Annotated in this window: 24 protein-coding genes; 14 read left to right on the forward strand and 10 right to left on the reverse strand. The window is 38.1% G+C overall.

The genetic code is table 11. The features are described 5' to 3' along the window. Positions 1 to 368 precede the first annotated feature (368 nt). Positions 369 to 1,361, reverse strand: coding sequence for an NAD(P)/FAD-dependent oxidoreductase (locus NSQ44_RS04375; protein WP_063387074.1), 993 nt, complete (start codon positions 1,359 to 1,361; stop codon positions 369 to 371). A 284-nt stretch (positions 1,362 to 1,645) separates the two neighbouring features. Here NSQ44_RS04375 and NSQ44_RS04380 point away from each other — a divergent pair, with 284 nt between their 5' ends. The 4 genes from NSQ44_RS04380 (at position 1,646) to NSQ44_RS04395 (ending at position 6,411) form a co-directional block, all read left to right on the forward strand. Beyond that, positions 1,646 to 2,869 (forward strand): NAD(P)/FAD-dependent oxidoreductase, encoded by a 1,224-nt coding sequence (locus NSQ44_RS04380; protein ID WP_186439306.1) that lies wholly within the window; start codon positions 1,646 to 1,648, stop codon positions 2,867 to 2,869. Between the two features lie 827 nt (positions 2,870 to 3,696). Next, entirely contained in the window at positions 3,697 to 4,014 is a 318-nt protein-coding gene (locus NSQ44_RS04385; protein WP_063387105.1) for a YuiB family protein, read from the forward strand. A gap of 195 nt (positions 4,015 to 4,209) precedes the next feature. After that, the gene (locus NSQ44_RS04390) at positions 4,210 to 4,827 is read left to right on the forward strand and encodes a 3D domain-containing protein (RefSeq protein ID WP_063387072.1); all 618 of its coding nucleotides are present in this window, start codon (positions 4,210 to 4,212) and stop codon (positions 4,825 to 4,827) included. Between the two features lie 90 nt (positions 4,828 to 4,917). Further along, entirely contained in the window at positions 4,918 to 6,411 is a 1,494-nt protein-coding gene (locus tag NSQ44_RS04395) for a leucyl aminopeptidase (RefSeq protein WP_340855250.1), read from the forward strand. 428 nt (positions 6,412 to 6,839) lie between these two features. Here the strand turns inward: NSQ44_RS04395 and ald are convergent, their stop codons facing one another. Beyond that, complete coding sequence (gene ald / locus NSQ44_RS04400; RefSeq protein WP_340855252.1) at positions 6,840 to 7,982, reverse strand: alanine dehydrogenase; 1,143 nt, start codon at positions 7,980 to 7,982, stop codon at positions 6,840 to 6,842. A 326-nt stretch (positions 7,983 to 8,308) separates the two neighbouring features. Here ald and NSQ44_RS04405 point away from each other — a divergent pair, with 326 nt between their 5' ends. The 4 genes from NSQ44_RS04405 (at position 8,309) to NSQ44_RS04420 (ending at position 11,098) form a co-directional block, all read left to right on the forward strand. Beyond that, entirely contained in the window at positions 8,309 to 9,667 is a 1,359-nt protein-coding gene (locus tag NSQ44_RS04405; RefSeq protein WP_094245205.1) for a transposase family protein, read from the forward strand. A gap of 290 nt (positions 9,668 to 9,957) precedes the next feature. Then, positions 9,958 to 10,488 (forward strand): HD domain-containing protein, encoded by a 531-nt coding sequence (locus NSQ44_RS04410; RefSeq protein ID WP_063387069.1) that lies wholly within the window; start codon positions 9,958 to 9,960, stop codon positions 10,486 to 10,488. 63 nt (positions 10,489 to 10,551) lie between these two features. Continuing rightward, positions 10,552 to 10,770: a spore germination protein gene (locus tag NSQ44_RS04415; RefSeq protein WP_063387068.1), complete on the forward strand. Its 219-nt coding sequence runs from the start codon at positions 10,552 to 10,554 to the stop codon at positions 10,768 to 10,770. Positions 10,771 to 10,849: 79 nt separating this feature from the next. Then, positions 10,850 to 11,098 (forward strand): YueH family protein, encoded by a 249-nt coding sequence (locus tag NSQ44_RS04420; protein ID WP_340855255.1) that lies wholly within the window; start codon positions 10,850 to 10,852, stop codon positions 11,096 to 11,098. A gap of 49 nt (positions 11,099 to 11,147) precedes the next feature. On the opposite strand, the gene NSQ44_RS04425 is transcribed toward NSQ44_RS04420, so the two are convergent. Beyond that, the gene (locus NSQ44_RS04425) at positions 11,148 to 11,387 is read right to left on the reverse strand and encodes a helix-turn-helix domain-containing protein (protein ID WP_232515690.1); all 240 of its coding nucleotides are present in this window, start codon (positions 11,385 to 11,387) and stop codon (positions 11,148 to 11,150) included. 337 nt (positions 11,388 to 11,724) lie between these two features. Between NSQ44_RS04425 and NSQ44_RS04430 the strand changes: the two genes are divergently transcribed. The 6 genes from NSQ44_RS04430 to NSQ44_RS04455 all read left to right on the forward strand — a co-directional run bounded on the left by NSQ44_RS04430 (position 11,725) and on the right by NSQ44_RS04455 (position 17,890). Then, positions 11,725 to 11,865 (forward strand): DegQ family regulator, encoded by a 141-nt coding sequence (locus NSQ44_RS04430; protein ID WP_117016968.1) that lies wholly within the window; start codon positions 11,725 to 11,727, stop codon positions 11,863 to 11,865. 115 nt (positions 11,866 to 11,980) lie between these two features. Beyond that, positions 11,981 to 12,913, forward strand: coding sequence for a polyprenyl synthetase family protein (locus NSQ44_RS04435; protein ID WP_340855260.1), 933 nt, complete (start codon positions 11,981 to 11,983; stop codon positions 12,911 to 12,913). 122 nt (positions 12,914 to 13,035) lie between these two features. After that, complete coding sequence (locus NSQ44_RS04440; protein WP_340855263.1) at positions 13,036 to 14,313, forward strand: IS110 family transposase; 1,278 nt, start codon at positions 13,036 to 13,038, stop codon at positions 14,311 to 14,313. Positions 14,314 to 14,698: 385 nt separating this feature from the next. After that, on the forward strand, positions 14,699 to 14,860 hold the full coding sequence (gene comX / locus NSQ44_RS04445) for a competence pheromone ComX (RefSeq protein WP_082830253.1): 162 nt from the start codon (positions 14,699 to 14,701) through the stop codon (positions 14,858 to 14,860). A 27-nt stretch (positions 14,861 to 14,887) separates the two neighbouring features. Beyond that, positions 14,888 to 17,185, forward strand: coding sequence for a histidine kinase (locus NSQ44_RS04450; RefSeq protein ID WP_340855266.1), 2,298 nt, complete (start codon positions 14,888 to 14,890; stop codon positions 17,183 to 17,185). Between the two features lie 66 nt (positions 17,186 to 17,251). Beyond that, a complete protein-coding gene (locus NSQ44_RS04455; protein ID WP_063387065.1) occupies positions 17,252 to 17,890 on the forward strand; it encodes a response regulator transcription factor in 639 nt (212 codons plus the stop codon). A gap of 43 nt (positions 17,891 to 17,933) precedes the next feature. On the opposite strand, the gene mnhG is transcribed toward NSQ44_RS04455, so the two are convergent. From mnhG to NSQ44_RS04490, 7 genes are read right to left on the reverse strand one after another with little or no spacing between them, the layout of a single operon-like run. Then, a complete protein-coding gene (gene mnhG, locus NSQ44_RS04460; RefSeq protein WP_063387064.1) occupies positions 17,934 to 18,299 on the reverse strand; it encodes a monovalent cation/H(+) antiporter subunit G in 366 nt (121 codons plus the stop codon). After that, positions 18,280 to 18,567: a Na(+)/H(+) antiporter subunit F1 gene (locus tag NSQ44_RS04465; protein ID WP_066249245.1), complete on the reverse strand. Its 288-nt coding sequence runs from the start codon at positions 18,565 to 18,567 to the stop codon at positions 18,280 to 18,282. Before NSQ44_RS04465 ends, mnhG begins: the two co-directional genes overlap by 20 nt. Beyond that, entirely contained in the window at positions 18,567 to 19,043 is a 477-nt protein-coding gene (locus NSQ44_RS04470; RefSeq protein ID WP_066249246.1) for a Na+/H+ antiporter subunit E, read from the reverse strand. The genes NSQ44_RS04465 and NSQ44_RS04470 overlap by 1 nt, the downstream gene beginning before the upstream one ends. 5 nt (positions 19,044 to 19,048) lie before the next feature. Beyond that, entirely contained in the window at positions 19,049 to 20,533 is a 1,485-nt protein-coding gene (locus NSQ44_RS04475) for a Na+/H+ antiporter subunit D (protein ID WP_340855271.1), read from the reverse strand. After that, positions 20,530 to 20,868, reverse strand: a complete 339-nt coding sequence (locus NSQ44_RS04480; protein WP_063387060.1) for a Na(+)/H(+) antiporter subunit C — start codon at positions 20,866 to 20,868, stop codon at positions 20,530 to 20,532. The genes NSQ44_RS04475 and NSQ44_RS04480 overlap by 4 nt, the downstream gene beginning before the upstream one ends. Continuing rightward, positions 20,868 to 21,305: a Na(+)/H(+) antiporter subunit B gene (locus NSQ44_RS04485; RefSeq protein WP_340855274.1), complete on the reverse strand. Its 438-nt coding sequence runs from the start codon at positions 21,303 to 21,305 to the stop codon at positions 20,868 to 20,870. The genes NSQ44_RS04480 and NSQ44_RS04485 overlap by 1 nt, the downstream gene beginning before the upstream one ends. Then, positions 21,277 to 23,697, reverse strand: coding sequence for a Na+/H+ antiporter subunit A (locus NSQ44_RS04490; protein ID WP_340855277.1), 2,421 nt, complete (start codon positions 23,695 to 23,697; stop codon positions 21,277 to 21,279). The genes NSQ44_RS04485 and NSQ44_RS04490 overlap by 29 nt, the downstream gene beginning before the upstream one ends. Between the last annotated feature and the right edge of the window lie 162 nt (positions 23,698 to 23,859).

Here is a 23,859-nt window from a genome sequence, read left to right on the forward strand (position 1 = left end):
AGAACTTAATGAAGAAAGAGAGCATAAGAAAAGTCATTTATAAAACTTCTGAAGGATATAAACAAAGGAAAAATGGTCTGTCCGATAAGCCCCTTCTTCTTGATGCAGTCTGGTTTCTTTAGAAAAGTACTTGACAAAAAGGCTGTCTCAAAAGGTCATAAAAAATGACCTTTTACGAGACAGCCTTTATTCTTTCCAATAAAATTTACTTTTGCTTATTATTCCCGCTGTAAGGGGGCTGTTCAGAAAGGCAGATCCCCATTGAAAAACAAAAAATCATAAGTCCTGGTATTTCAACGTTTCTAAAACATGAAAGAGGGTGTCAAAAAGCCGAAAAAACGACTTATTAGACACCCACATCTTTTTCATCAATTAAACATACTTGTGCTGTGCATTGGCTGAACTTTTGCGCTTGGGTCAATATAAGCTTTGGCATTGTTTACAGCTGTTGGACCTTCGCCAAACCCAGTCGCAATTAATTTTATTTTTCCTTCATAAGTACAGATGTCTCCGGCAGCATAAATTCCCGGAATATTTGTTTCCATTTTTGAGTTAACAACAATCGAATTTTTCTCAATTTCCAGCCCCCAGTTTTTGATAGGGCCTAAAGAGGAAACGAAGCCAAAATTGACAATTACTTCATCTACATCAATAATCTCTTTCCGATCTCCTTTTGCTTCTTCGACTACGACTTGTTCAATTCGATCCTTGCCGATAAGCTCAACAGGAACAAAAGGTGTTAATATATTTGCTTTAGAATTTTTTAATTGATTTACGCTATGCTCGTGCGCGCGAAATTTATCTCTTCGATGGACAACCGTTACTTTTTCTGCAATAGGCTCAAGCATTAACGCCCAGTCAACAGCTGAGTCGCCGCCTCCAAACAGGACGACCTTTTTGCCTGCAAAATAGTTTAAATCTTCTACAAAATAGTGCAGGTTTTTCCCTTCAAATTGCTCAGCATTTTCCAGCTGAAGTTTACGTGGTTGAAATGCGCCGTTTCCGGCAGTGATGATAATCGTTTTTGAATAATGAATTTCTGAATTTGTCGTTAACTTAAATGTCCCGTCACTTTGTTTTTCAACTTCCTGAACTTCCTGTTCAAGGCAGACGGTTGGATTGAATAAGGCAATTTGTTCTTTTAAATTATTGACTAATTCTTGAGCTCTAATTTTTGGAAACCCCGCTACATCATATATGTATTTTTCAGGATAAAGCGCTGTCAATTGCCCTCCTAATTGTGGAAGGCTTTCAATAATTTTAACGGAAGCCTGCCTCATTCCTCCGTAAAAAGCTGTGAACATCCCGACAGGTCCCCCGCCAATAATCGTTATATCATAGACTTTGCTGTCCTCTTTCACAGACGATTCCCCCTCTTGTTAATCTTTATTAATCATATCATAAAAAAAAGATTGTAAAAATACAAAAATTCTGTCATTTAAAGATTTATAAAGTTGATCATTTAGCTTAAAAATAAACTTGAAAAGTTGGACACAAACGGATATCATGACTATAGGTAAAAAGATGTTAAATTTTATTGACAATTTTGCCCTTATAATTTTTTGTCCAAGAACGTGAATATTTTCACAAATTATGTGAAAAGTGAGTCTAGAATTGACCGCTTTAAAAATTACGGAAAAGGTTGGTGTGTCTTGTGAGAAATCCTAAAGTTGTTATTTTAGGTGCCGGTTATGGAGGATTAATGACCGTAACACGTCTACAAAAAATGGTGAGTGTGAACGAGGCTGATATTACACTTGTCAATAAGCATGATTATCATTATGAAACAACATGGCTGCATGAAGCATCTGCAGGCACCCTTCATCATGACCGATGCCGCTATCCAATTAAAGATGTAATTGACACAAACAAAGTAAACTTTGTGCAAGATTCTGTAAAATTAATTAAAACAGATGAGAAAAAAGTCATTCTTGAAAATGGCGAGCTTAACTATGATTACTTAGTAGTCGCTCTTGGGGCTCATCCGGAAACGTTTGGAATCCAAGGGTTAAAAGAATACGCTTTCACGATTTCGAACATTAATTCTGCTAGACAAATTAGAGAGCATATTGAATATCAATTTGCTACATACAATACAGAAGAAGAAAAAGATGATACACGTCTAACCATTGTAGTCGGAGGTGCAGGATTCACTGGAATTGAGTTTTTAGGCGAACTTGCCAACCGTGTTCCTGAGCTTTGCCGAGAGTATGATATTGACCCTAAAAAAGTCCGTATTATTTGTGTGGAAGCAGCACCGACAGCACTTCCAGGTTTCGATCCTGAACTTGTGGAGTACGCAGTTAATCAACTGCAGCGCAAAGGTGTTGAGTTTAGAATCGGCACAGCGATAAAAGAATGTACTGAACAAGGAATTATTGTTGGGAAAGACGATCAAACGGAAGAAATAAAAGCAGGCACTGTTATTTGGGCGGCTGGTGTGCGCGGAAACAGTGTAATTGAAGAATCTGGTTTTGAGGCAATGCGGGGCCGCGTAAAAGTAGAGAAAGACTTGCGCGCACCAGGACATGATGATGTGTTTATTATTGGAGACTGTTCATTAATTATTAATGAGGAAATCAATCGTCCATATCCGCCGACAGCGCAAATTGCAATGCAGCAGGGAGAAGTTTGCGCGAGAAATTTAGCTGCATTAATTCGCGGTAAAAAAGAACTCGAACCATTTAAGCCAGATATTAAAGGAACTGTTGCTTCTCTAGGAGAAGATGATGCAGTAGGTATTGCGTTAGGCAAAAAAATGGTCGGTACAAAAGCATCCTTCATGAAGAAAATGATTGATAACCGCGCGTTATATATGGTTGGCGGAGCAGGTCTCGTGTTGAAAAAAGGAAAATTCAAATTTTTTTAAGCTGAAGAAAAGAGCAAAGGCTTTAAGGGCTTTTGCTCTTTTAAAATAATGTTTTATAAACATGAACAGCTTTTGTAATTTCTTTTAAAGCAGGAAAGTAAAATGTTTGGAGAAGGAGCCGCTCTGTATTTATTGAATTTTCGTAGTAATAAGCTTTTAAACAAATTAAATTAAAGAGCTCGCTATGCTGATTGCGATTAGAGGGTTCGATTCACCATAAAATCGCCATGCAGATCTGCAATTATATAGTAGCCTGATGTATTTGGTCTGTCGGACAGCTATACCCGATATTTCCTTCAAAGTTCTTCGTTTTATTCTCAAGTTCTTGTGCTTCTTTTGTTTGTTTACACCGTCTTTTTTGTGCTTGAAGGAATGAAAGTTCTCTCTTAAATGTTGAAGCCAAATCCCTCTTTATGGTACTAGCACAAAAGCTTCTCACATGAGTAAAAAACAGACAAAGCACTGTACAATAGGACAATCTTTCTTAAAGGTGATTTTTGGCATTTTAAAACATTTGGGGAAACTTCCAGTTTTTTTTGTATAAATTTTGAACTGCTCAAAGGTTGGAGAGCCTACTGAGAACCTTTTTGTGTGCATGTCAAACTTGCTTTGCCGATTTATGCCATTAAATGAAATCTTGTACTTGATATATTGGAATAAATAGGTTAATAATTAAGGTAACAATTTATCGATTTGCTGCTTTAAAGATTTGGCACATGTAAGAAGATCTGGCAAATTAACAAAGGCTGGTCAAGTTTTTTCCTTATTAAACCACATAAAAACTTTTAATAATAATACGACAGTTTTCTGAGGGTGAGGACACGATGATGAACATACCGGTGCTGTTGATTTCCATGCTGCTGTTCTTAGTTTTATTTTTTGGAATCGGTTTTTTATTAAATATGCTTTTAAGAATGTCATGGATAATGGCGATACTTTATCCGTTAGTATGTATTTTTTTAATTGATGAAGTGAATTTTTTTGATTATTTCAAATCACCTAGCCGCTCATTTTCTCTGTTGGGGGAAAAAATCGCCTCTCTTGCCGTAGCAGACATTCTCATTTTAGGAAGCGGGATGGTAGGTGCGATCCTATCAGGGATTGTCATTCGAATGCTTCGAGCAAGAGGATATCAAATGTTTTAAGCTTTTCCGTATAATCGGAAGGCTTTTTTTTTTAACAATGTTATTTGAGTGTCTACATTTTATTTTTAATTTATTGGAAAATTTATACATATCGGAACGTATTGAAAAATACACTCCTTTCAAAAGCTCCTCCAACGTATATTTTGTTTGCGATTTGGAAACAAATAGACGGTGAGAGGAGTGAAATTAGAAAAAATGAAGAGTATAAAAATGTGGACTAGAAGAATTATGATGAGTCTGTTGTTTATTGGGGCGTTTTTAACAACTTTTGAAACCATTTCAGGTGTGAAAGCAGATGAACTGACAAAATGGGTGATCAAACAATATAATCAAAGAGAAAATTCCCAACAAGCCGTTGCAAAAAATATTAATCATGCAAATCAAGGACAGACGATGGAAAAATCCATTGATTTATCAAAGTATCCAAAAAAAACAGTTGTGGCTACCGGATATACAGCCGGATATGAGTCGACAGGAAAACATCCTGGTCACCCTGAATATGGAATTACTTATTCAGGTGTTAAAGTAAAAAGGGATCATTTTTCCACTATAGCAGCAGATTTAAACGTTTTTCCGATCGGAACGATACTTTATGTACCCGGATATGGCTACGGAGTTGTTGCAGATAAAGGTGCTGCGATTAAAGGCAATCGGCTTGATTTGTATTATGAAACAGTAGAAGATGTTTACAATCAGTGGGGAAAGAAAAAAGTGGATGTTTATTTAGTTAAAAAAGGAAACGGAACGTTAACAGAAGAGGAATTAAAAAAATTAAACGAAAATAAAACGATGGAAGTTTTTAGACAACGGTAGCTTATCCCACAGGGATGGGCTTTATTTTTTGGTTTGAAAATAAAGCAAAGTTCTACTCGACCTCGTATAATAATTGAAGGAGGTGGAAAAATGTTTAAAGTACTAGACGGTTTAGAAGGGGAAAGTTTAATTGTTGGCCTTTTTAAGCAAAACGGAAATTTGTCAAAAGCTTTGCAGGAGCTGGATAAAAAATTGAACAATCAACTCACCAAGCTTATAAAATCAGGTGAAATTTCTTCTGCGAAAAACAGTGTCGCAAAACTATATACATTCGATGCCGAAAACGTAAAACGAATTTATTTTGTCGGGCTTGGGAAAGAAAAAGAATTCACGTTCCAAAAGGCAATGGAAGCTTTTGGGCATGCGTTTCAAGCTGTTCAACAAGATCAAAAGAAGATCGTAAGCGTACAGCTTTCTACCTTTATTGGAGGAGATGTGGAAGAGATAGATGCAGCTCATGCACTAGCGGAAGCGTTTGCCCTTTCTACATACAAAATAAAAAACTATAAACAACGATCAAACAGCAGCGAATCAAGCATTAAAGCTGTTCATGTTTTGACAGATGCAGATAAAGCGAAAATAAACGCAGCCTTAACTGCCGGTTATGTTTATGGAAGAGGAACAAATTCGGCAAGAACTCTTGTGAACATGCCTTCAAATTTATTAACTGCGACAGAACTCGCGAATTATTCCATCGAACTGGCCAAAAAATATTCTTTTGAGATCGAAATCCTTGAAAAAAAGGATATGGAGGAAATGGGTATGGGGGGGATATTGGCGGTAAATAAAGGATCCAGTGAACCCCCTAAAATGATTGTGTTGAAATACCAAGGAAAAAAGATTTGGGACGATGCGATTGGTTTAGTCGGCAAGGGAATTACTTACGATACTGGGGGCTACTCGTTAAAACCTAGAGATGGGTTAGTAAACATGAAGACTGATATGGCAGGAGCAGCAGCCGTTTTAGGAGCGATGGAAATTATCGGTGAAATAAAACCGAAACAAAATGTTGTAGCCGTTATTCCGGCTACTGACAACATGATTGGCAGCGGAGCGATGAAACCGGATGATGTCATCGTGTCATTAAGCGGGAAAACAATTGAAATTTTAAATACAGATGCTGAAGGGCGTTTAGCTCTTGCAGATGGCATTACTTATGCAAAGCAGCATGGAGCGAAATACATTATCGATGTTGCCACTTTAACCGGTGGAGTTATTGTTGCTCTCGGAAAGCACACAACAGGTGCGATGACGAACAACGAAAAACTGTATGATCAGCTTTTGAAAGCGTCTGTTGAATGTAATGAAAGAATATGGAGATTGCCAATTTTTGAAGATGACCGTGAGCGGGTAAAAAACAGTAAAATGGCGGATTTGAATAATTCCCCTGGCCGGGAAGGACATGCGATAATGGGTGGTGCTTTTTTAGCAGAATTTGCTGAAGATACGCCGTGGGTTCATTTAGACATTGCCGGGACATCCACTACTGCTAAGAAAGGCCCTCTAGGACCTGAAGGAGCAACTGGTGTGATGACTCGAACATTGGCGGCCTTTGTGGAAAAATTCGTGCCGATTAAATCATAATGAAATCATCCATCATTCGGTTGAACTATTGCAGATTAGGCTTTATGTCAGAAATATTATTGCTTGTTTCAATTTTTCAGCAGGAGCCGCAATTCAATATAAAGGAGAAGAGACGGAATCTATTTTGTAAAAAAGATGACCCATTCAGTATGCTTGAAAATCGTGGATTGATTTCTTTCTGATATGTATGTTGTCGGAAGCAACACCAAATTAGGATAATGTGTCGGCACATTCTGACTTAACAAATTGCTGCACATTTATCCTGATTTGGTCTGTATTGTGCACGATTAGCCCAGTACTTAACATGTCTATAAGTGCGCATTTTTTATTGCTTTTCAAAAGAGAGCGAAGGCTTTTTTGCATTTTTGATAATAGATTCGCGGAGAACTGTTTTCCTTCTTGTAAGGTAAGTCGAAAATATATGTGTATTATGTGGCAGAATTCATATTTGCGAACTCTTTTTCAAAAACTTTTTCTACAGGAACATAATTGTACCCAAGATTGCGGGCGACTGCCTCATACGTTATTTCTTTGTTGGCAACGTTGACACCTAATTTGATCGCTTCGTTTTTGGCGATTACTTCTACTAACCCTTTGTTGGCTATTTGCAATGCATATGGAATGGTCGAATTAGTAAGGGCGAACGTAGATGTTCTCGGAACTGCTCCCGGCATATTCGCAACTGCGTAATGAAGGACTCCGTGCTTTACATATGTCGGATTGTCATGAGTGGTGACATGATCGCTCGTTTCAAAAATCCCGCCCTGGTCAATGGCAACATCAACGATGACTGAACCAGGTTTCATCGATTTTACCATTTCTTCAGTCACAAGCTTTGGCGCTTTTGCACCGGGGATTAAGACAGCACCGATGACTAAATCCGCTTCTTTTACTGCTTCGAAAATATTATAGGAGTTAGACATGAGCGTTTGAATGTCGTTGCCAAAAAGATCATCTAATTCCCGAAGACGCTTAGGACTTACGTCAAGGATCGTTACATGAGCTCCTAAACCGATAGCCATTTTTGCAGCATTTGTACCGACTACCCCGCCGCCGATGATGACGACCTTGCCGCGTTCAACGCCTGGAACACCGGATAATAGAATACCTTTTCCGCCGTACGGTTTTTGTAAAAATTGCGTTCCAACCAGTGTTGCCATACGACCGGCCACTTCGCTCATCGGTGTTAACAGGGGTAACGAATGACCGTCAGAAACTGTTTCGTAAGCGACCGCAATCACACCGGATTCCTTCAACTCTTTTGTCAGCTCAGGATTAGCTGCAAGGTGCAGGTAAGTAAACAGAATAAGACCATCACGGAAATATTTATATTCTTCTTGAAGCGGCTCCTTGACCTTCAACACCATATCTGCTTCCCAAACCTTACTTGTATCATGAAGAATTTCGGCGCCTGCTTGAATATATTCTTCATCATGAATTCCGCTTCCAAGACCTGCACTTTCTTCTACGAGTACACGGTGACCTGCCTTGACTAATGAAACAACTCCAGCTGGTGTAATGGCTACACGATTTTCGTTATTTTTAATTTCCCGCGGTACACCAATTATCATTGCAGTCCCTCCTGTATAGTATAATTTCGTTTTAATATTCCATATGTACCAACAATGAATCGGAATTTTCATGTACCTGTCCATTTTATTGTTTCTTTTCCTGCTGGCAATCATTCATTGAATTTTTTGTTTTTATATCATATGCCAATCGGTGTATGTTTGTCTGCAGCTTTCAGCGAAACCGCCAGTATATTTGCATAAATTTATAAAATCCAGCCCTGAAGAGTAAAAATTCTTCGAGATAATTCCACCTAAACTTTGCCAAATATGTGATAATAAGGGTATGTAAAAAACCTAATATATTGGCATTTGGGGGGGATTTTTTTATGGTAACGAGGAAGGAAAAGCGTGAAAAGGAAAAAGAGGTAAATTATTTATTCGAGTTGCTAAAAACACAAAATCACTTTTTTAAAAATTTAAACAAATTGCTCAAAACTATTGATGATCCAAGGCACCAAAGCTATATTACCTATGACACGGAAGTCCTTTTGATGATGGTTATTTTGAAAAATGCATGCAACTTAAAAAGTATGCGCGAAATGACAAACGAATTTAATAAGGAAGAGTGCATTAAAAATTTGGGGAAATTGTTGGGGAATGAAGATTTGGAAGAACTGCCCCATTATGACACAATCAATGATTTTTTGGCACGAGTGAACCCGGCAGAACTTGAAAGGATCCGAATCGATATGATCAAGAAATTATTCAAAAAGAGGTGTTTTGAATCCTATCGTATCAATGGGAAATACTGGGGTATTGCCATAGATGGGACCGGTATTTTTACTTTTGACAAAAAACATTGTGAACACTGCCTGAAACGGGAGCGCAAATACATAGACAAGGAAACGGGTGAAGAAAAAATAAAGACCATCTACATGCATCATGTCTTGGAAGCCAAGTTAATTGTGGGAAATATGGTACTAAGTGTGGCCTCCGAGTTTATTGAAAATGAATCAGAGGACGTGGAAAAGCAAGATTGTGAGTTGAATGCTTTTTATCGACTGACTGCTAGACTGAAAGACACCTTTAAAAAACTGCCTATCTGTCTGATTGCCGATAGTCTTTATGCCTGCGAAAATGTATTTAAACAATGCAAGGCGAATAATTGGAACTACTTATTCCGTTTTAAGGAAGATCGTATTAAAAGCATCACCGATGAGTTTCAAGCGTTAAAAAATATGGAAGAGGAGGAAGGCAAGAAAGCCAATGTGGTAAAGATACGTGAAAGCGAACAGCGAGGGGAAATCACCTGGGTGAACGATATTGATTACAGAGGCTTTGGGGTGAATGTTTTCGAATGCGAATTAGAAGATGAAAAAAGAAAACAAAAATTTACCTTTATCACAGATATAAAAATCACAAAAAACAATGCAAAGAAACTGATGAACGCTGGCAGAAGCCGCTGGAGAATAGAGAATGAGGGGTTTAACAGACAAAAAAACCTGCGCTACCACATTGAACACGCAAGCAGCCAAGATTACAATGCCATGAAAAATCACTACCTATTAACCCAAATTACAGAGATTATCATGGTGTTACATGAGCATGGGTCAAAAATATTGAGAAGCATGAAGAAAACGATAAAAGAAATATCCTCGCGATTGTTAGAAGCCTTCCGTGGGCAAACACTAACAGACGAGGATATCGCACAACTGGGAAAACCTATGCAAATTAGGTTTACCTAGCGAATTAATTGTACCAAAGGATGTGATGTTTGGCAAAGAAAAAAAGTTATCCACAACAAACAAAAATAAGTTATCCACATTTTTTAAAAAAATAAGCAAAATTGGTTCTTTTTGACCCTTTTTGTAAATAAATTTAACTGGAAAATTTTACCAACTGTGGATAAGTCGTAATTGCATAATACTACCGAAAATTGATAAATTTACTCCTCATAGCTGTATAAAATCCACTTCCGTTGCGAAAATTTCGAACATATGGTATCTTATACAGAAATATTTAGGAGGGATGAGCTGTGAAAAGGGTCACTTTAATGGAAGTCTTCACTCATCCAATTACACAAAAATATTTAAAACGATCTGGCATTGCTCACGCGATTAAAACGGCTGATCACGCTTTTCGTCTTGCGATAGCATTCAATGTAAATCCCGATCTTGCGACAAAGGCGGCGCTGTTGCATGATATTGGCCATTATGAATGGTACACGGACGGTAAATGGGATTATGAAAAATATCGAAAAAATGATATTCATGCAATAAAAGGAGCGAACAGAGCGCATAAACTGCTGATAAGGCTTGGGGAAAAGCCTGAAGCAGCCAAGCAAATTGCTTTAGCTATTCTCCTTCATACGGATTCGTATTTGCCTGATGGTAATTTAAAGCAAAATCCTCTTCAGCGCATAGTTCGGCTTGCTGATGAATTGGATGAAGAACCAGGCGGAATGCATCATTACCGTCAAATTGACGAAAAGCTGGCTTTAAAGAAAATTAGGACTCTAGATAAAAAAGTTGAAAAGTACTATTCTCAGTTAAAATCCATTGTATAAGCGAACAATTTAGACGTTTGATCATACAATACTATAAACAAACAATGGAAGTGGTGGTTTCGTTTGCCTTCTTTTGTAGGTCCAATTGAGATTAATGAAGTCGACTCAGGAATCATAAAAGTGGGTGACAGCTTTTCTATTTCTCCTAAGGCGAGTTTAAAATCTGCGCTTGGTTCAGGAGCTTTAAATGTTGGAGACTATGTAAAAACATTTGACGTTCGCAGCAAAACGAATGAACATTCGAAAAGTTTCTTTGATCAACCGATAATAGGGAATAGGTAAAATATTTTGCAAAACCTGAGATTGATTTTTCTTTCAACTCAGGTATTTTTTTATATAGAGGGAAAAAAGGAGTGAAACAATGAAAGTACGAAAAGCAAATATAATACATAACGGTGAAGAGATCAGAAACGTCTATATTTATGAAAACAAAAAAGAGGAGTATATATTAGTTGCTGTACCGCAGCTTGAATGGTCCAAGATCATTAAATATGAAGAAATCAATGACAAAACAAGAGAACATTTACAAAATTCTATTGCAAAAAGATCGAATGAGAACATTGCCATTTCACTTTGTTCGAAAATTACTCAATGGATACAAGAAATGTAAGCTTTTAAGAGAATTTGAGAAATATGTAACCTCTGCTGTCAGACGGAGGTTACATTAGATTGCTTTCTTTTCTCTCTACTAATTCTATGACATCATGTATGTCGACTTGTAATACGGAGCAAATTTTTGCAAGCTTATCTAGAGGAAGGCGCTTCGTTTTGTTGTGGCACATTTCCCATACAAGCGTATGGCGAATATCAGCTTGACGGGCAAGTTCTCGTTTGGTCATTCTTTTTTGTTTCAATAAATTGTCCAATTTAATATGTATAACATATTCTTTTTTTTCCACTATGTTCACCCTTATTTGTCATATCTTCTCGGGATTTAGAAAATATTCTATCAATGTTCTTTCGTTCATTCAACCCTCTTTTATCAAAATTTTCCTTCTTTTTTATATGAATTTAACAAATGGGGGAAAGAAGGAGTCCTTCTGTTATAAAAATCATGATCATGCAATCTTTATAATAAGTTTGCCATACATCGCAAAAAGACACATACAATCACATTGCGTGTTTTTCGGCATCACGCATAAAACTTCAAATTAGTTTTTCGGTGAAAAATGATCGAAAATTCTATAAAATAAATGTGAAAGATCGAAAAAGATCTTTTCAAGGGAGTGTGATACTTTGAATCATCAAGAAATTGAAAAAATCAACAAGATCTTCTTAATGCTTGAAAGGGAGTTAGACGAAACGAAAAAGGCGCTTAATAATATCAATAAGAGCATTGACAAATACGATAAATATCAATATACGAAAATTGTATAATGAGGCGACGACCAAATTTGGTCGCCTTTTTTATGATAATATATAATTTATAGTATAATAATTGCAAAACATCCATAGATTTCAAGCTGAATATAAATCAGATCAAATGGAGGGGATGGCATTAAAAAGTGAGTTATTATTAAACAAAGTTCAAGTGGCAATGTTTATGAAGGATGCGGTCGACAGGTCTGTAGACTGGCTTTATTTGCGGAATCTTTTGCATCGTTTTATCGAATCTAAACAAACATTTCCTTTTGCAGAGCTTTGTTATTTGCATGCGAACGTATTCAACAGCGAAAATGATGAAGAAGAATTGTACAAGCTTATGGCAGCTGTTGAATTGCTCGTCCTAGCTTTTGATATGTTTGATGATTTGGAGGATCTGGACAACTTTACAGAACCGTGGATGGATATTGATAGAGGGGAAGCGATTAACAGCTCATCCTTTCTTTATACGTTAAGTTTATCGCATATCCATTCGCTGTCATCACCTTATCGTTCTGAGATCCTTGGTCTGTTTCTTGAATATGCTTTGCAGGCTATGAAAGGCCAGCATATTGATTTGGCAAATGCCGTGAAGACAGAAAAAGAATGTTTGCAAATGATGAGATGGAAATCAGGTTCCCTTACAGCTCTTGCAGCTGAAGCGGGTGTCATGTTTGCATGCGGGAAAAGATACGAGGAAGTTAAGGAATACGGGCACCAAGTAGGGATTGCCGGCCAGATTGAGAATGATTATAAAGGATTGTTTACTCCGCATAAACAGGACAGGAAGTTTTTGAAGCCGTCACTGGCATTACTTTATTTGCAAAGGAAATTTAATCAAACAAGCGTGGATATTTTACAATATGTGCACAGCGGAAAAGACTTCGACGAATACTTTGGAAGCATTGTAGCTTTTAAAGAAAAGCTGTTGGAAGCGGGAGTCACCCAATATTTAAATGTGATGAAACACATCGCGCTTAAGAAGGCTGAAACTTATATAAAAAAACTTCCGCTGTCTGCTGAGAAATTGGATGAACTATTAACAAATTTAATCAAAAAATAAAAAAGGAGCATTCCTGTTAGAAGTTTTTTCGGGGACTTGAATAAAAAAAGCCCTCTTGGTATGATTCGGGGGTGTCAATCGCACGAATTGACCCCTAATTTGGATACCAAGGAGGACTATACATGAATTCTATCTCAAACAAGAAGATTAATCAAGTCACCGATCAAACGCTCGTCGTTGGCATGGATATCGCGAAAAAGAAGCATTATGCCTGCTTTGTGGATGAGCGAGGGAGGGTGTTAAAAAAGCCGTTTCCCGTTCTGCAATCGAGAGAAGGGTTGGAATGGTTGTACCAATGCATCGTGAAAGCGATGGAGGAATTTGAAAAAACGGAAGTGATCGTTGGCATCGAGCCAACGGGACATTATTGGCTCAATCTCGCTTACTTTCTTGACGAGAAGGGCATTCCTCTCGTCATGACAAACCCGATGCACGTGAAGCGCTCCAAAGAGCTGGATGACAATCTTCCAACCAAGCATGATGCGAAAGACGCGCTCGTCATTGCCCGGTTAGTGAAAGACGGCCGATTCAGCTATCCGCGCATTCTGAAAGGGATGGAGGCCGAACTGCGCGTGGGAGCGACATTTCGCTCCAAATTGGTGGAAGAACAGGGAGCGATTCGAAATCAAATGATTCGCTGGCTTGATCGATATTTTCCGGAGTTTTCCCAAGTCTTCCCGTCATTTGGGAAAATGGCGCTCGCGGTGCTGGAATATACGCCATTTCCGAGTGATCTGGCAGGAAAAGAACTAGAAGAGGTGCTGGCCCTTTACCGGCAAAGTGAGGGATTACAATCGCCACAAAAGCCGAAAGCGAAGAAGCTGATGGAACTGGCCCAACATTCCATTGGCGTAACGGAAGGACAACAGATGGCCCGTATCGAAATCGCCACACTTGTCCGCCGGTACCGCCAATTGGAGGAGGAAATCGAGGCACTGACCCAGCAACTAACGGAACTTGTGCAAACATCCGTGGAATACGAATGGCTCAAAACGGTTCCGGGCTTAGGCGATGCAACCATCGTAGAACTGTTATCAGAGATCGGGAGTTTCTCCCATTATCAGGATCCGCGGCAGCTTATCAAATTAGCGGGCCTGACGCTGCGGGAACATTCCTCCGGCCAACACAAAGGGCAAAAACGGATCTCGAAGCGTGGAAGAAGGCGGTTGCGCGCCCTCCTCTTCCGCGTGATGATGCCGATGATCCGCCACAACGAAGCGTTTCGACAGTTACATGAATATTACACGACACGGCCCGATAATCCGTTGCGCAAGAAGCAATCCATTGTGGTGTTATGCGGGAAATTACTGAAGGTACTGCACGCTGTGTGTACGAAGCACCAGGCGTTCGATGCGAAGCGAATGATGCAGGACATCTTTGGCCTCGAAACGGCTGCTTGATGCCTATAGTCTCGATTCTCTAGACAACAAGGATGACACGGAGAAGCTGGCGCGATATCATCCATTCGACCTTGAGTCCCTAAAGGAGCTTAGCCGGCCTCTGCCTGATGACTAGACCGAACGAAGGAATGTAGGCACAAGGATGCCAAGAGACATGGGAGGGTTCGTCATCATCAGCGATGCAGAGATCCACGGTGCATCCCATACGCTTCCCCCCACTACAACCAAATTTAACCAGTAGTGGCCGCGAAGCGTACCCAGTCAATGTAAGATATACACATATTTAAGAAATAATGTTAGAAACTTTGTCGAAAAATATTTTTTTGACACCCCTGAAACGGCTACAACCGTTGATATATCAACATTTATAGAGGGAGAGATCAATATGCAAGAAATCGTAAATTTCTTAATCGAAAACCCTGATGTTTTGGAGAAAGTCGTGAATGGACAAGCTAGTTTGATTGGAGTTGAATTGGAAGAATTATTGGGTATAATTGATGGGTTTGTAGATACGCTTTCTGCAAATTACAGCTATTGGTTATCATAATTTTAAAACGTTAAGCGGTGGGTAGTGTTGATTGAAAAGTTTAAAATAATGGATCGATTTTATAAATCATTAGTCATCATTAGCGTTTTCATTGTTTCTCATTCATTATATGTATTTTTTAAAGCTCCATATATTGGAGCTAATCTTAAATTAAATGAGAAAGGTCAAGTTGAAATCGTTGATTTAGATCCTGCTGCTTGGGCGAGCAAAGCGGGGATAAAAAAGGGGGATATATTATTAGAACTTAATGGAGAAAGAATTCAAGGTATAAATATTCAACTTCAACAAGACAGTATTTTGAAGATTAAATCTCAAGATGGAATTAAAGTATTAAAAGTAGAAAATTTAATTTTTTCTGAGCATTCCTTGTACATGCTCATTATTCCATTAATTATTTATTTTCTTTGTTTGTTTTGCAGCTATTTTATATATAAATCAAATGAAAAAATAAATAGTATTTCTCCATATTTTTTAAACATTTTTTTACTGTTTATTTCTTTAGCTTATTTAAGCGGCAGTGCTTCGGCACGTGGTGATCATGTTTCACAATACTTAGTACTCTTATTTTTTATTAGTGTTCCAGTCATTTATTTACATTTTTTATATTGTTATTTTCTTGAATTTGGAAACGTATTGTTCAACAAAAAACTGATATATGCAGGGTATATTATCGTTTTCCTCAATATAGTTGCGAGAATCATTGAAGATTTTTATAATCATTTAAGTTTATTCACAAAATTTTTTAGTTTATTTTCTTTTTTAGTTGTCTTTTTTATAAGCTTTGTTACCAAAATTGTTGGTTTAAGTAAAGTTAAATTTTCTGAAATTGAATATCCGGTCAAAGTACTAATCGTTACAAACGTTATTGCTTTTTCACCGTTTATTGTTCTATATGTCATCCCTTATTTGTTTTTGGAACAAGCAATTTTTTCGCCTGCCCTTTTAGCGTCATTTTTGTTATTAGTACCTTTTTCCCTTGTGTATCAGTTTCTATCATCAAAGATATATGATATTGAGTTTATTTTAGGCAGAGTCAAATATTATGCTCTCCTTTCCATTTTGCCGACTATCTTTTTAGTGGCTTTTATCATACTGCTAAAAGAACATAATCCCAAAATTTACCCTATTCAACTTTCAATTATTATATATATATTATTGATATTTGTTTTTTATTTTAAAGAAATAATTGACTTCCGCTTCCGGTTTAAGCGGTTTTCGGAAAAATATAATTATCAGGACAGCATTTTGAAGTATACGTTAAGGATCCGGAAAGCAGGCAGTTTAAAACAGATGATGGCTGAGTTAAAATCGACCATTTTAGAGGTTTTGAAGGTCAGCCGTGCATACTGCCTTGTTGTTCATGAGAGTGGACGGATCGAAATGGTTGATGATGATGGGGACGGCGGTCTTTTAGAAATTGCCCCATACGAAAAAGATATTTTAAATGCTGTAACAGAAATAGGGAAAATTGTAGAATTTGATAAAGGGTTTGTGTTAACTGTCGGTGAAACGAATAGACGGAAATATGTTATTATTTGCCTTTCTGTCATTAAAACGCCTAAACTGACCCGTGATGAAATTTCTTGGCTGAATTCCCTTGCTTTTTATACGAATGTAACTGTAGAAAACTTTTTGAAAATAGAAGAATTGATGGAAAGACTTGAAAAAGTGGAAGAGGGAAACAGCAATCCTGCATGGCTCAAAAAACTGCTGTTTGCAATTGAAGAGAAGCAGCGCTCCAATTTGGCGAAAGATTTGCATGATTCTGTGCTGCAAGATTTGATTTCGTTAAAAAGGCAATGCGAATTGGTTCTGGAGGAATCTGGACAATATCCTGCTGCTACGATCGAAAAAATTCAGAGCATGAATCAAAACATTCTTGATATCATTCATATGACGAGGGAAACGTGTCAAGAGCTGCGTCCGCAAATTTTATATGACTTGGGACTCGTCAAGGCGGTATCAAAGCTAGTAGCGCAATACGAAGAACAGTGTAATTTTCAAATCCGCTTTAATACGGGGAATTTTAACAAGCAGCTTGATATAAACATGCAGCTTAATTTGTATCGGATCATTCAGGAGCTTTTATCAAATGCGCGCAAGCATTCGAATGCGAAGCAAATATTAATTATGCTCGTCAATATAAGAGAAAAAATTGTATTGCACTATGAAGATGATGGCGTAGGCATCGATGAAGAACTGTTGTATGCGAAAACAGAAAGCATGGGATTGTCCGGAATTAGAGAGAGGGTAAAAGCTTTGGATGGTGAAATGAAGATTGAGACTTCTCCGGGAAATGGATTTCGGGTCTTAATTGAAATTTAATCACATTCTTGACTTGGCTTTTGCCAAGTCATTTTACTGTAGATTTTGTCTAAAGAGGTGGAAAGCATGATTCGTATTTTAGTGATTGACGATCATCCTGCTGTGAGAGAAGGGACAAAAGCGATATTGGAAACGGATTCTGAAGTTGAAGTGGATTGTCTGGAGCCTCCTTATACGGCTGAACTTATGGAGAAAATCGATTTTTTGCAATATGATGCAGTTCTTATGGATATGAATTTAGGTGACGTCAACGGGATTGAACTGGCAAAGCAAATAACATCCCAAGAACACCAATGCAAAGTCCTTCTTTATACTGGATATGATGTCAATGATTATATGGAAGAAGCGATTTCCTTAGGCATTCATGGAGTGATCAGCAAGACGGAGTCAAAAGAGAAAATATTATCTCACATTCGCCATGCGTTGCTTGGTGAGATTATTCTATCATTTGATTACGTAAAAAAATTGATTGAACGACAGACATTCAAGTCGCCATCTATGAAAGAAGCAAATGAGCCTTTAACGGATCGGGAAAAAATGATTTTAATGGAAGTCGAAAGAGGGTTAACAAATCAAGAAATAGCAGATAAGCTGCATTTAAGCAAAAGATCGATTGAATATAGTCTCACTTCCATTTTTAATAAGCTGCACGTCAGCTCTCGGACAGAAGCCGTATTAATTGCGAAGTCAGAAGGCATTCTTTAAATTAAGAAGTCCCGTCCAATTTGATTGCTATAAAAGATAAGGCTCATGAATGAACCTTATCCTTTGCTTTCTTTTTTTCTTTTAACTCATCAATTTTGCTGTTTTCCCATAGTTTCACTTTTGTATGGTAAGCTGCGCGGCTGATTAAATGTCCTGCTACAGGCGATGTTAAAAATATAAACAGGATTCCCAGCAAAACTCTTCCATTCATATGGTCTTCAAGCACCCAAAAATATAAGAACACCCCTAGTAAAATAGAGAGCACACCTAATGTCGCGCTTTTGGAAGCCGCATGGTTTCTCGTATATACATCTGGTAGCCTCAACACACCAATGGCGGAAATTAGGCTGAAAAAGGCTCCTTGGAGAATGAGATATCCGATCACAAACTTACTGATTGTTTCGATCATTTTCGATAATTTCTCCTTTCTCCAAGAATTTAGCAATCGATACCGTGCCGATAAAAGCTAAAATTCCAATTAATAAAATAATGTCCAAAAAAGCGCTTGTATCTAAAACAATCGACATGATCGCTGTGATCCCGACTAAGTTGATGCCGATCGCATCTAATGATATGGCGCGGTCTGGAACGGATGGGCCTTTGATGAGCCGAATCATCAATAAGAGAGAGGAAGCAGCGATAAGAGCCAAAGAAATCCAAATAATAAATTCAAACATTAACGGCTCACCTCCTTAATAGCTTTCTCAAAACTGCTTTTTATATCTTTTCTTGCTTGTTCGACATTCGCTATATCCACAGAATGGATATAAAGCGTTTTATTATCATCGGAAATATCAATAACAAATGTTCCTGGTGTTAAAGTAATGAGATTGGATAGAATCGTAATTTCCCAATCTTTTTCCAATTCTGTTTCAAAGGCAAAAATTCCAGGCTCCATTTTCAATTTTGGCGACAAAACGATTTTTAAAACAGCAATATTTGCAAGGACAAGCTCCTTCAAAAAGATGAACATGAGCTTTATGACGGCGGCAATATTGTACAGATAAAATCGTCTTGGAAAAAAACGGCGTAGCGCGAAAAGAATGATAATACCTAAAAGATATCCGATAAAAAATGTGATGAATGAGTAGTCATCCTGCAAAAGCATCCATGTAATGGCAATCATAAAATTTAACAGTATTTGAAAGGCCATGTGATCTACTCCTTTAATACGGCTTCAATATAAAGATCAGGAGAAAGAAGAACCTGTTCCGCCTGTTTGATGTATGAAGAGATAAATTCTGTGCCAAGCCCGTAAAATAATGAGAGAGCAAGTAAGAAAGCAGCTGGAACGTAAAGACTTTTTACTTGACTGGTTTCCCGAACTTGCGGAATTTTTTCCTCTCCCCAAAAACCGTTAATAAATATTTTCATCACAGAATATAGGACTAAAAGGCTTGAAAGCAAGACTACGAAAGCTAATACAAATTCACCTTGCTCAAATCCCCCTTGGACTATTTTTAGTTTCCCGATAAAACCGCTTAATGGTGGAATGCCAGCTAAAGCTAATGCGGCGATAAAAAACATCCACCCAAGTGTTGGGTATTTTTTTATTAGTCCACTGAATTTTTCAAGGTTTGTTGTTCCAGTGATCGAAAAGACGATTCCGACCAAAAGGAACAGCAACCCTTTAATAATCATATCATGGATCATGTAATAAACAGATCCTTCTAAACCTGATTTGGTCATTGTGGACACTCCAAATAAAATGACACCAACGCCTGTCAAAATGTTGTATATCACGATCTGTTTAATATCCGAGAAGCTAATGGCGCCAATAACGCCAAATATGATCGTAAGCACCGCCAGCCATGCGATAAACGTATGAGTAAATGCAATGTCCTGCAAAAATATAAGCGTAAACACTCTTGTGATCGAATAGACTCCAACTTTTGTCAAAAGAGCACCAAACAGGGCCGTAACAGCTGCTGGCGGAGCCTGATAGGAGCCGGGCATCCAGAAAAAAAGCGGGAAAATGGCTCCTTTCAATCCGAATACAATTAAATACATGATGGAGATGGCCGCGATGATGCCGGATGAGCCTAATTCTGCGACTCGCAGGCTCAAGTCAGCCATGTTTAATGTACCTGTTACAGCATATAGAAATGCAACGGATATGACAAATAAAGCGGATGAAATAACATTTACTAAAATGTATTTAATAGTTTCTCTTAATTGCGGCTTTGAATTTCCGTGAACAATTAAAAAATAAGAAGACATGAGCATAACTTCATAAAACACAAACAGATTGAAAAGATCTCCTGTCAGAAAAGCACCGGACACTCCGGTCAATAAAAACATGACGCCGGAATAGTAGAAAAATTTGCTTCGATTATAATCTACTATTTTGTAGGAAAATAGCAAACAGGCAAAAACAATAATGTTTGCCGTTAAAACAAGCAGAATCGCGTACATATCGGCTACAAGAACAATCCCAAACGGCGCTTTCCAATCCCCGACTTCAAGGGAAATGATTCCGTTTGTATGAACATAGTGAACAAGGAAAACGGAAATGCCGATATTTATAACGGAAGAAACAGCGCTTAAATATTTTTGCACTTTTTCTTGTTTATTGAAAAAAATAAGCAATACTGCAGTTATCATAGGAATAATAATCGGTAAAATTATGATATTGTTATTCATTTCTGATCATTTCCCCTCATTTGATCCATATCGTCTGTTCCAAGTTCTTGATAAGATCTGTAGGCTAACACTAAAAAGAAGGCTGTTACTCCAAAGCTAATGACAATTGCAGTTAATATAAGTGCTTGCGGCAAAGGGTCTACATAAGAAGCTGCGTGTTCATCTAACAGCGGAACAGTTCCTTTTTTCAGTCCCCCCATCGTTAAAATGAGGAGATGAGCTCCGTGACTCAATAGACCTGTTCCAATAATGATCCGCAATAAACTTTTTGAAAGCATTAAATATGTAGCTGTCATAAACAAAATTCCTGCAACAATGGAAGTTACGATCTCCATTATTCCGTCTCTCCAATCGTTTGAATAATCGTCATTGTCACACCAACAACAACAAAATATACACCGAGATCAAAAATGACAGCAGTCGCAAGATGTGTATCGCCTAAAACCGGTATGTGAACGTAGCCATGTGTATGGGAAAGGAACGGAACTCCGAAAAGAAAGGAGCCGATCCCCGATAAAATCGCAATCAATAATCCGAACGCCGCCACTTTAACATAATTAATGGGCAAAATCGCTTTCACGGTTTTGATATCAAAAGCGATCAATAATAAAACGATTGCTCCTGATGTGATGAGCCCGCCGATAAACCCGCCTCCAGGGGCATTATGGCCAGCGAAAAATAAATGGAACGAAAAAATGATCACGATAAAAAGTACGATTTTTGTAATTGTTTGCAAAATAAGATCATTCGTTTTTAAACCCGTTTTCTTCAACGTCTTTCCCTCCTGTGCGAAGGCGAATCATACTGTAGACAGCAAGCGCTGCGATTGCCAAAACAGTTATTTCAAACAGCGTGTCAAAGCCGCGGAAATCGACTAGTATAACGTTGACGACATTGTATCCGCCGCCCAAGCTATAGCTCGTTTCCAGAAAGTATTCCGCGATCGTTTTTCCAGTGCGTTCGCTGCTTGCGGAAATGGCCAGCAGCGTTACAATCCCCCCGACGCCTGCTGAAATTATAAAATTCACCAGGCGGAATCTTCGAGTTTTATTTTTTTTCTGCAGCTCAGGTAAGAAATAAAAAGCAAGCAAAAACAAGGCTGTTGATACCGTTTCAATAACTAGCTGCGTTAAAGCTAAATCCGGCGCTCTAAATAGAACGAAAAACAGTGCGAGTGAATACCCGACGGAGCTAAGCGCAATAATGGCTGTCAATCTGGATCTTGCCAAAACAGCTGTGATAGAACCGGCGATCATAACAATCGACAGGATCAATTCATAAATTCCGACAGGTGCAGCATCATCCGCAGCAAAAGAGATCGATTGCTTGATGATCATTGTCGCTCCAACTGCCATGATCATAAATGCAAAAATATAGATGAGATAGTCGCGAATAAATCCAGTCATATAAAAGCTTGTCAGCCGGTTGGAAGTTTTGCCTGCCGTTTTTAAAGAATGATCATATAATTGATTGAGCGTCATCCATTTCGGCTGCAGATCGTAAACTCTTTTCCATTTTGACGCTGTCAAGTATAGGAATATTCCAAGTATCACTACGCCAACTGTCATCCAAAATTCTGCAGTAAAGCCGTGCCAATGTGAAATATGGATGTTAAAATGTTCCCCATCCTTCAACACGCTAGGCATGACAGATTTCATTGCCGGTTCGATTAAGCTGTAAGCAAGCAAGTTTGGAAAAAATCCAAAAATAACAACAAGGGATGCCAGCACAATAGGCGGAATCAGCATTCCGATCGGCGCCTCGTGGGGTTTTTTAGGCAGATTTTCCAGCTGTAATTTTCCAGCAAATGTTTTAAAAACAAACATCATGCTGTAAATAAATGTAAAAACACTGCCGATCCATGCGAGCACTGGAAGTAAAAACCCCCATGTTTCTGTTTGAAATACATCCATGTTCAATACTCGAATCATACCGGTAAAAAACATTTCCTTGCTTAAAAATCCATTAAATGGTGGAAGACCTGCCATAGAAAACGCGCCGATTAAACCGATCGTAAAGGTAATGGGCATAAGGGACATGAGTCCGCCAAGCTTTCTAATATCTCGAGTGCCTGTCTCATGATCAACAATGCCTGCAACCATAAATAGGCTGCCTTTAAATGTCGCATGGTTAATCAAATGGAAAATCGCTGCTAAAATCGCAACTGAATAAAATTCAAAATGATCAAACAAGAGGGCGGCGGAGCCGACACCTAAAAGGGACATAATCATGCCGAGCTGGCTGACAGTTGAAAAGGCTAACATCGCTTTTAAATCTGTTTGTTTCACCGCATGGAAGGATCCCCAGAATAAGGTGAAAATTCCGAAAAGTGAAACGATCCAAAACCATTCGGCACTTCCTGCAAATACAGGTGTGAATCGAGCAACTAAATAAATGCCTGCTTTCACCATCGTTGCTGAGTGGAGATACGCACTGACTGGCGTTGGCGCTTCCATCGCATCAGGCAGCCAAATGTAAAAAGGAAATTGGGCAGATTTAGTAAATGCTCCCAATAAGAGCAGAATAAGGGCTGGGATAAATAATCCATTGTCGGCGATACTGTTGCTTTGGGCAATTGTTTCACGAATGCTGAATGTTCCAGTCATGATGTAGAGCAAGATAAATCCGCCAAGCATGGAAAGCCCGCCGAAAACAGTAATAAGCATCGATTTTAGCGCCCCGTAACGTGATCTTTCCCGATAATGCCAATAGCCAATTAATAGAAAAGAAGAAAAGCTGGTAATTTCCCAAAAAGTATATAAAACAATAGTATTATCAGTTAAGACTACTCCAAGCATTGACCCCATAAACATCAACAAATAAACGTAAAACGCATTCAGCTGTTCTTTTTCCTTCGACAAATAGTAGATCGAATAAAGAACAACGAGAGAGCCGATACCGGTAATGAGCAAAGCAAACAGAAGGCTGAGTCCGTCCACATAAACAGCAAAATCAATTCCTAATGATGGAATCCATTTAACAGTTTGTACGATACCTTCTTTATACTTAACTTCCGGCAAAAATTGAAGAAAAAATATGAATAAACATATAGGAAGGGGAAGCACAAACCATCCAGTATGTATTTTCCGAAATGTCTTATATAGGAATGGTACCATGAAAGCAAATAGAAATGGAAATAATATAGCCCAATGCAGAAATGTCATGTAAACCCTCCTCACCGAATGTTTTGGACTAGCTGTATTTTATTGTTCTCAATATTTTTTGCATATATAGCTTTTTAAATTTCAAGTTCATATGACCACAAATATCGTATCAAAAAAATCATAAAATGTATATTTTTTTGTGAAATTTCCCACCTTGAAAAT

Source organism: Aeribacillus sp. FSL M8-0254, from assembly GCF_038008845.1.
GTDB classification, from domain to species: Bacteria; Bacillota; Bacilli; order Bacillales; family Aeribacillaceae; genus Aeribacillus; species Aeribacillus composti.

Excerpts from the sequence above, each read along its gene's own strand:
- NSQ44_RS04385 (WP_063387105.1), top strand. The coding sequence starts at position 3,697 with ATGAACATACCGGTGCTGTTGATTTCCATGCTGCTGTTCTTAGTTTTA.
- NSQ44_RS04390 (WP_063387072.1), top strand. The coding sequence starts at position 4,210 with ATGAAGAGTATAAAAATGTGGACTAGAAGAATTATGATGAGTCTGTTG.
- NSQ44_RS04395 (WP_340855250.1), top strand. The coding sequence starts at position 4,918 with ATGTTTAAAGTACTAGACGGTTTAGAAGGGGAAAGTTTAATTGTTGGC.
- ald (WP_340855252.1), bottom strand. The coding sequence starts at position 7,982 with ATGATAATTGGTGTACCGCGGGAAATTAAAAATAACGAAAATCGTGTA.
- NSQ44_RS04405 (WP_094245205.1), top strand. The coding sequence starts at position 8,309 with ATGGTAACGAGGAAGGAAAAGCGTGAAAAGGAAAAAGAGGTAAATTAT.
- NSQ44_RS04420 (WP_340855255.1), top strand. The coding sequence starts at position 10,850 with ATGAAAGTACGAAAAGCAAATATAATACATAACGGTGAAGAGATCAGA.
- NSQ44_RS04435 (WP_340855260.1), top strand. The coding sequence starts at position 11,981 with ATGGCATTAAAAAGTGAGTTATTATTAAACAAAGTTCAAGTGGCAATG.
- NSQ44_RS04440 (WP_340855263.1), top strand. The coding sequence starts at position 13,036 with ATGAATTCTATCTCAAACAAGAAGATTAATCAAGTCACCGATCAAACG.
- comX (WP_082830253.1), top strand. The coding sequence starts at position 14,699 with ATGCAAGAAATCGTAAATTTCTTAATCGAAAACCCTGATGTTTTGGAG.
- NSQ44_RS04455 (WP_063387065.1), top strand. The coding sequence starts at position 17,252 with ATGATTCGTATTTTAGTGATTGACGATCATCCTGCTGTGAGAGAAGGG.
- mnhG (WP_063387064.1), bottom strand. The coding sequence starts at position 18,299 with ATGATCGAAACAATCAGTAAGTTTGTGATCGGATATCTCATTCTCCAA.
- NSQ44_RS04465 (WP_066249245.1), bottom strand. The coding sequence starts at position 18,567 with ATGTTTGAATTTATTATTTGGATTTCTTTGGCTCTTATCGCTGCTTCC.
- NSQ44_RS04470 (WP_066249246.1), bottom strand. The coding sequence starts at position 19,043 with ATGGCCTTTCAAATACTGTTAAATTTTATGATTGCCATTACATGGATG.
- NSQ44_RS04475 (WP_340855271.1), bottom strand. The coding sequence starts at position 20,533 with ATGAATAACAATATCATAATTTTACCGATTATTATTCCTATGATAACT.
- NSQ44_RS04480 (WP_063387060.1), bottom strand. The coding sequence starts at position 20,868 with ATGGAGATCGTAACTTCCATTGTTGCAGGAATTTTGTTTATGACAGCT.
- NSQ44_RS04490 (WP_340855277.1), bottom strand. The coding sequence starts at position 23,697 with ATGACATTTCTGCATTGGGCTATATTATTTCCATTTCTATTTGCTTTC.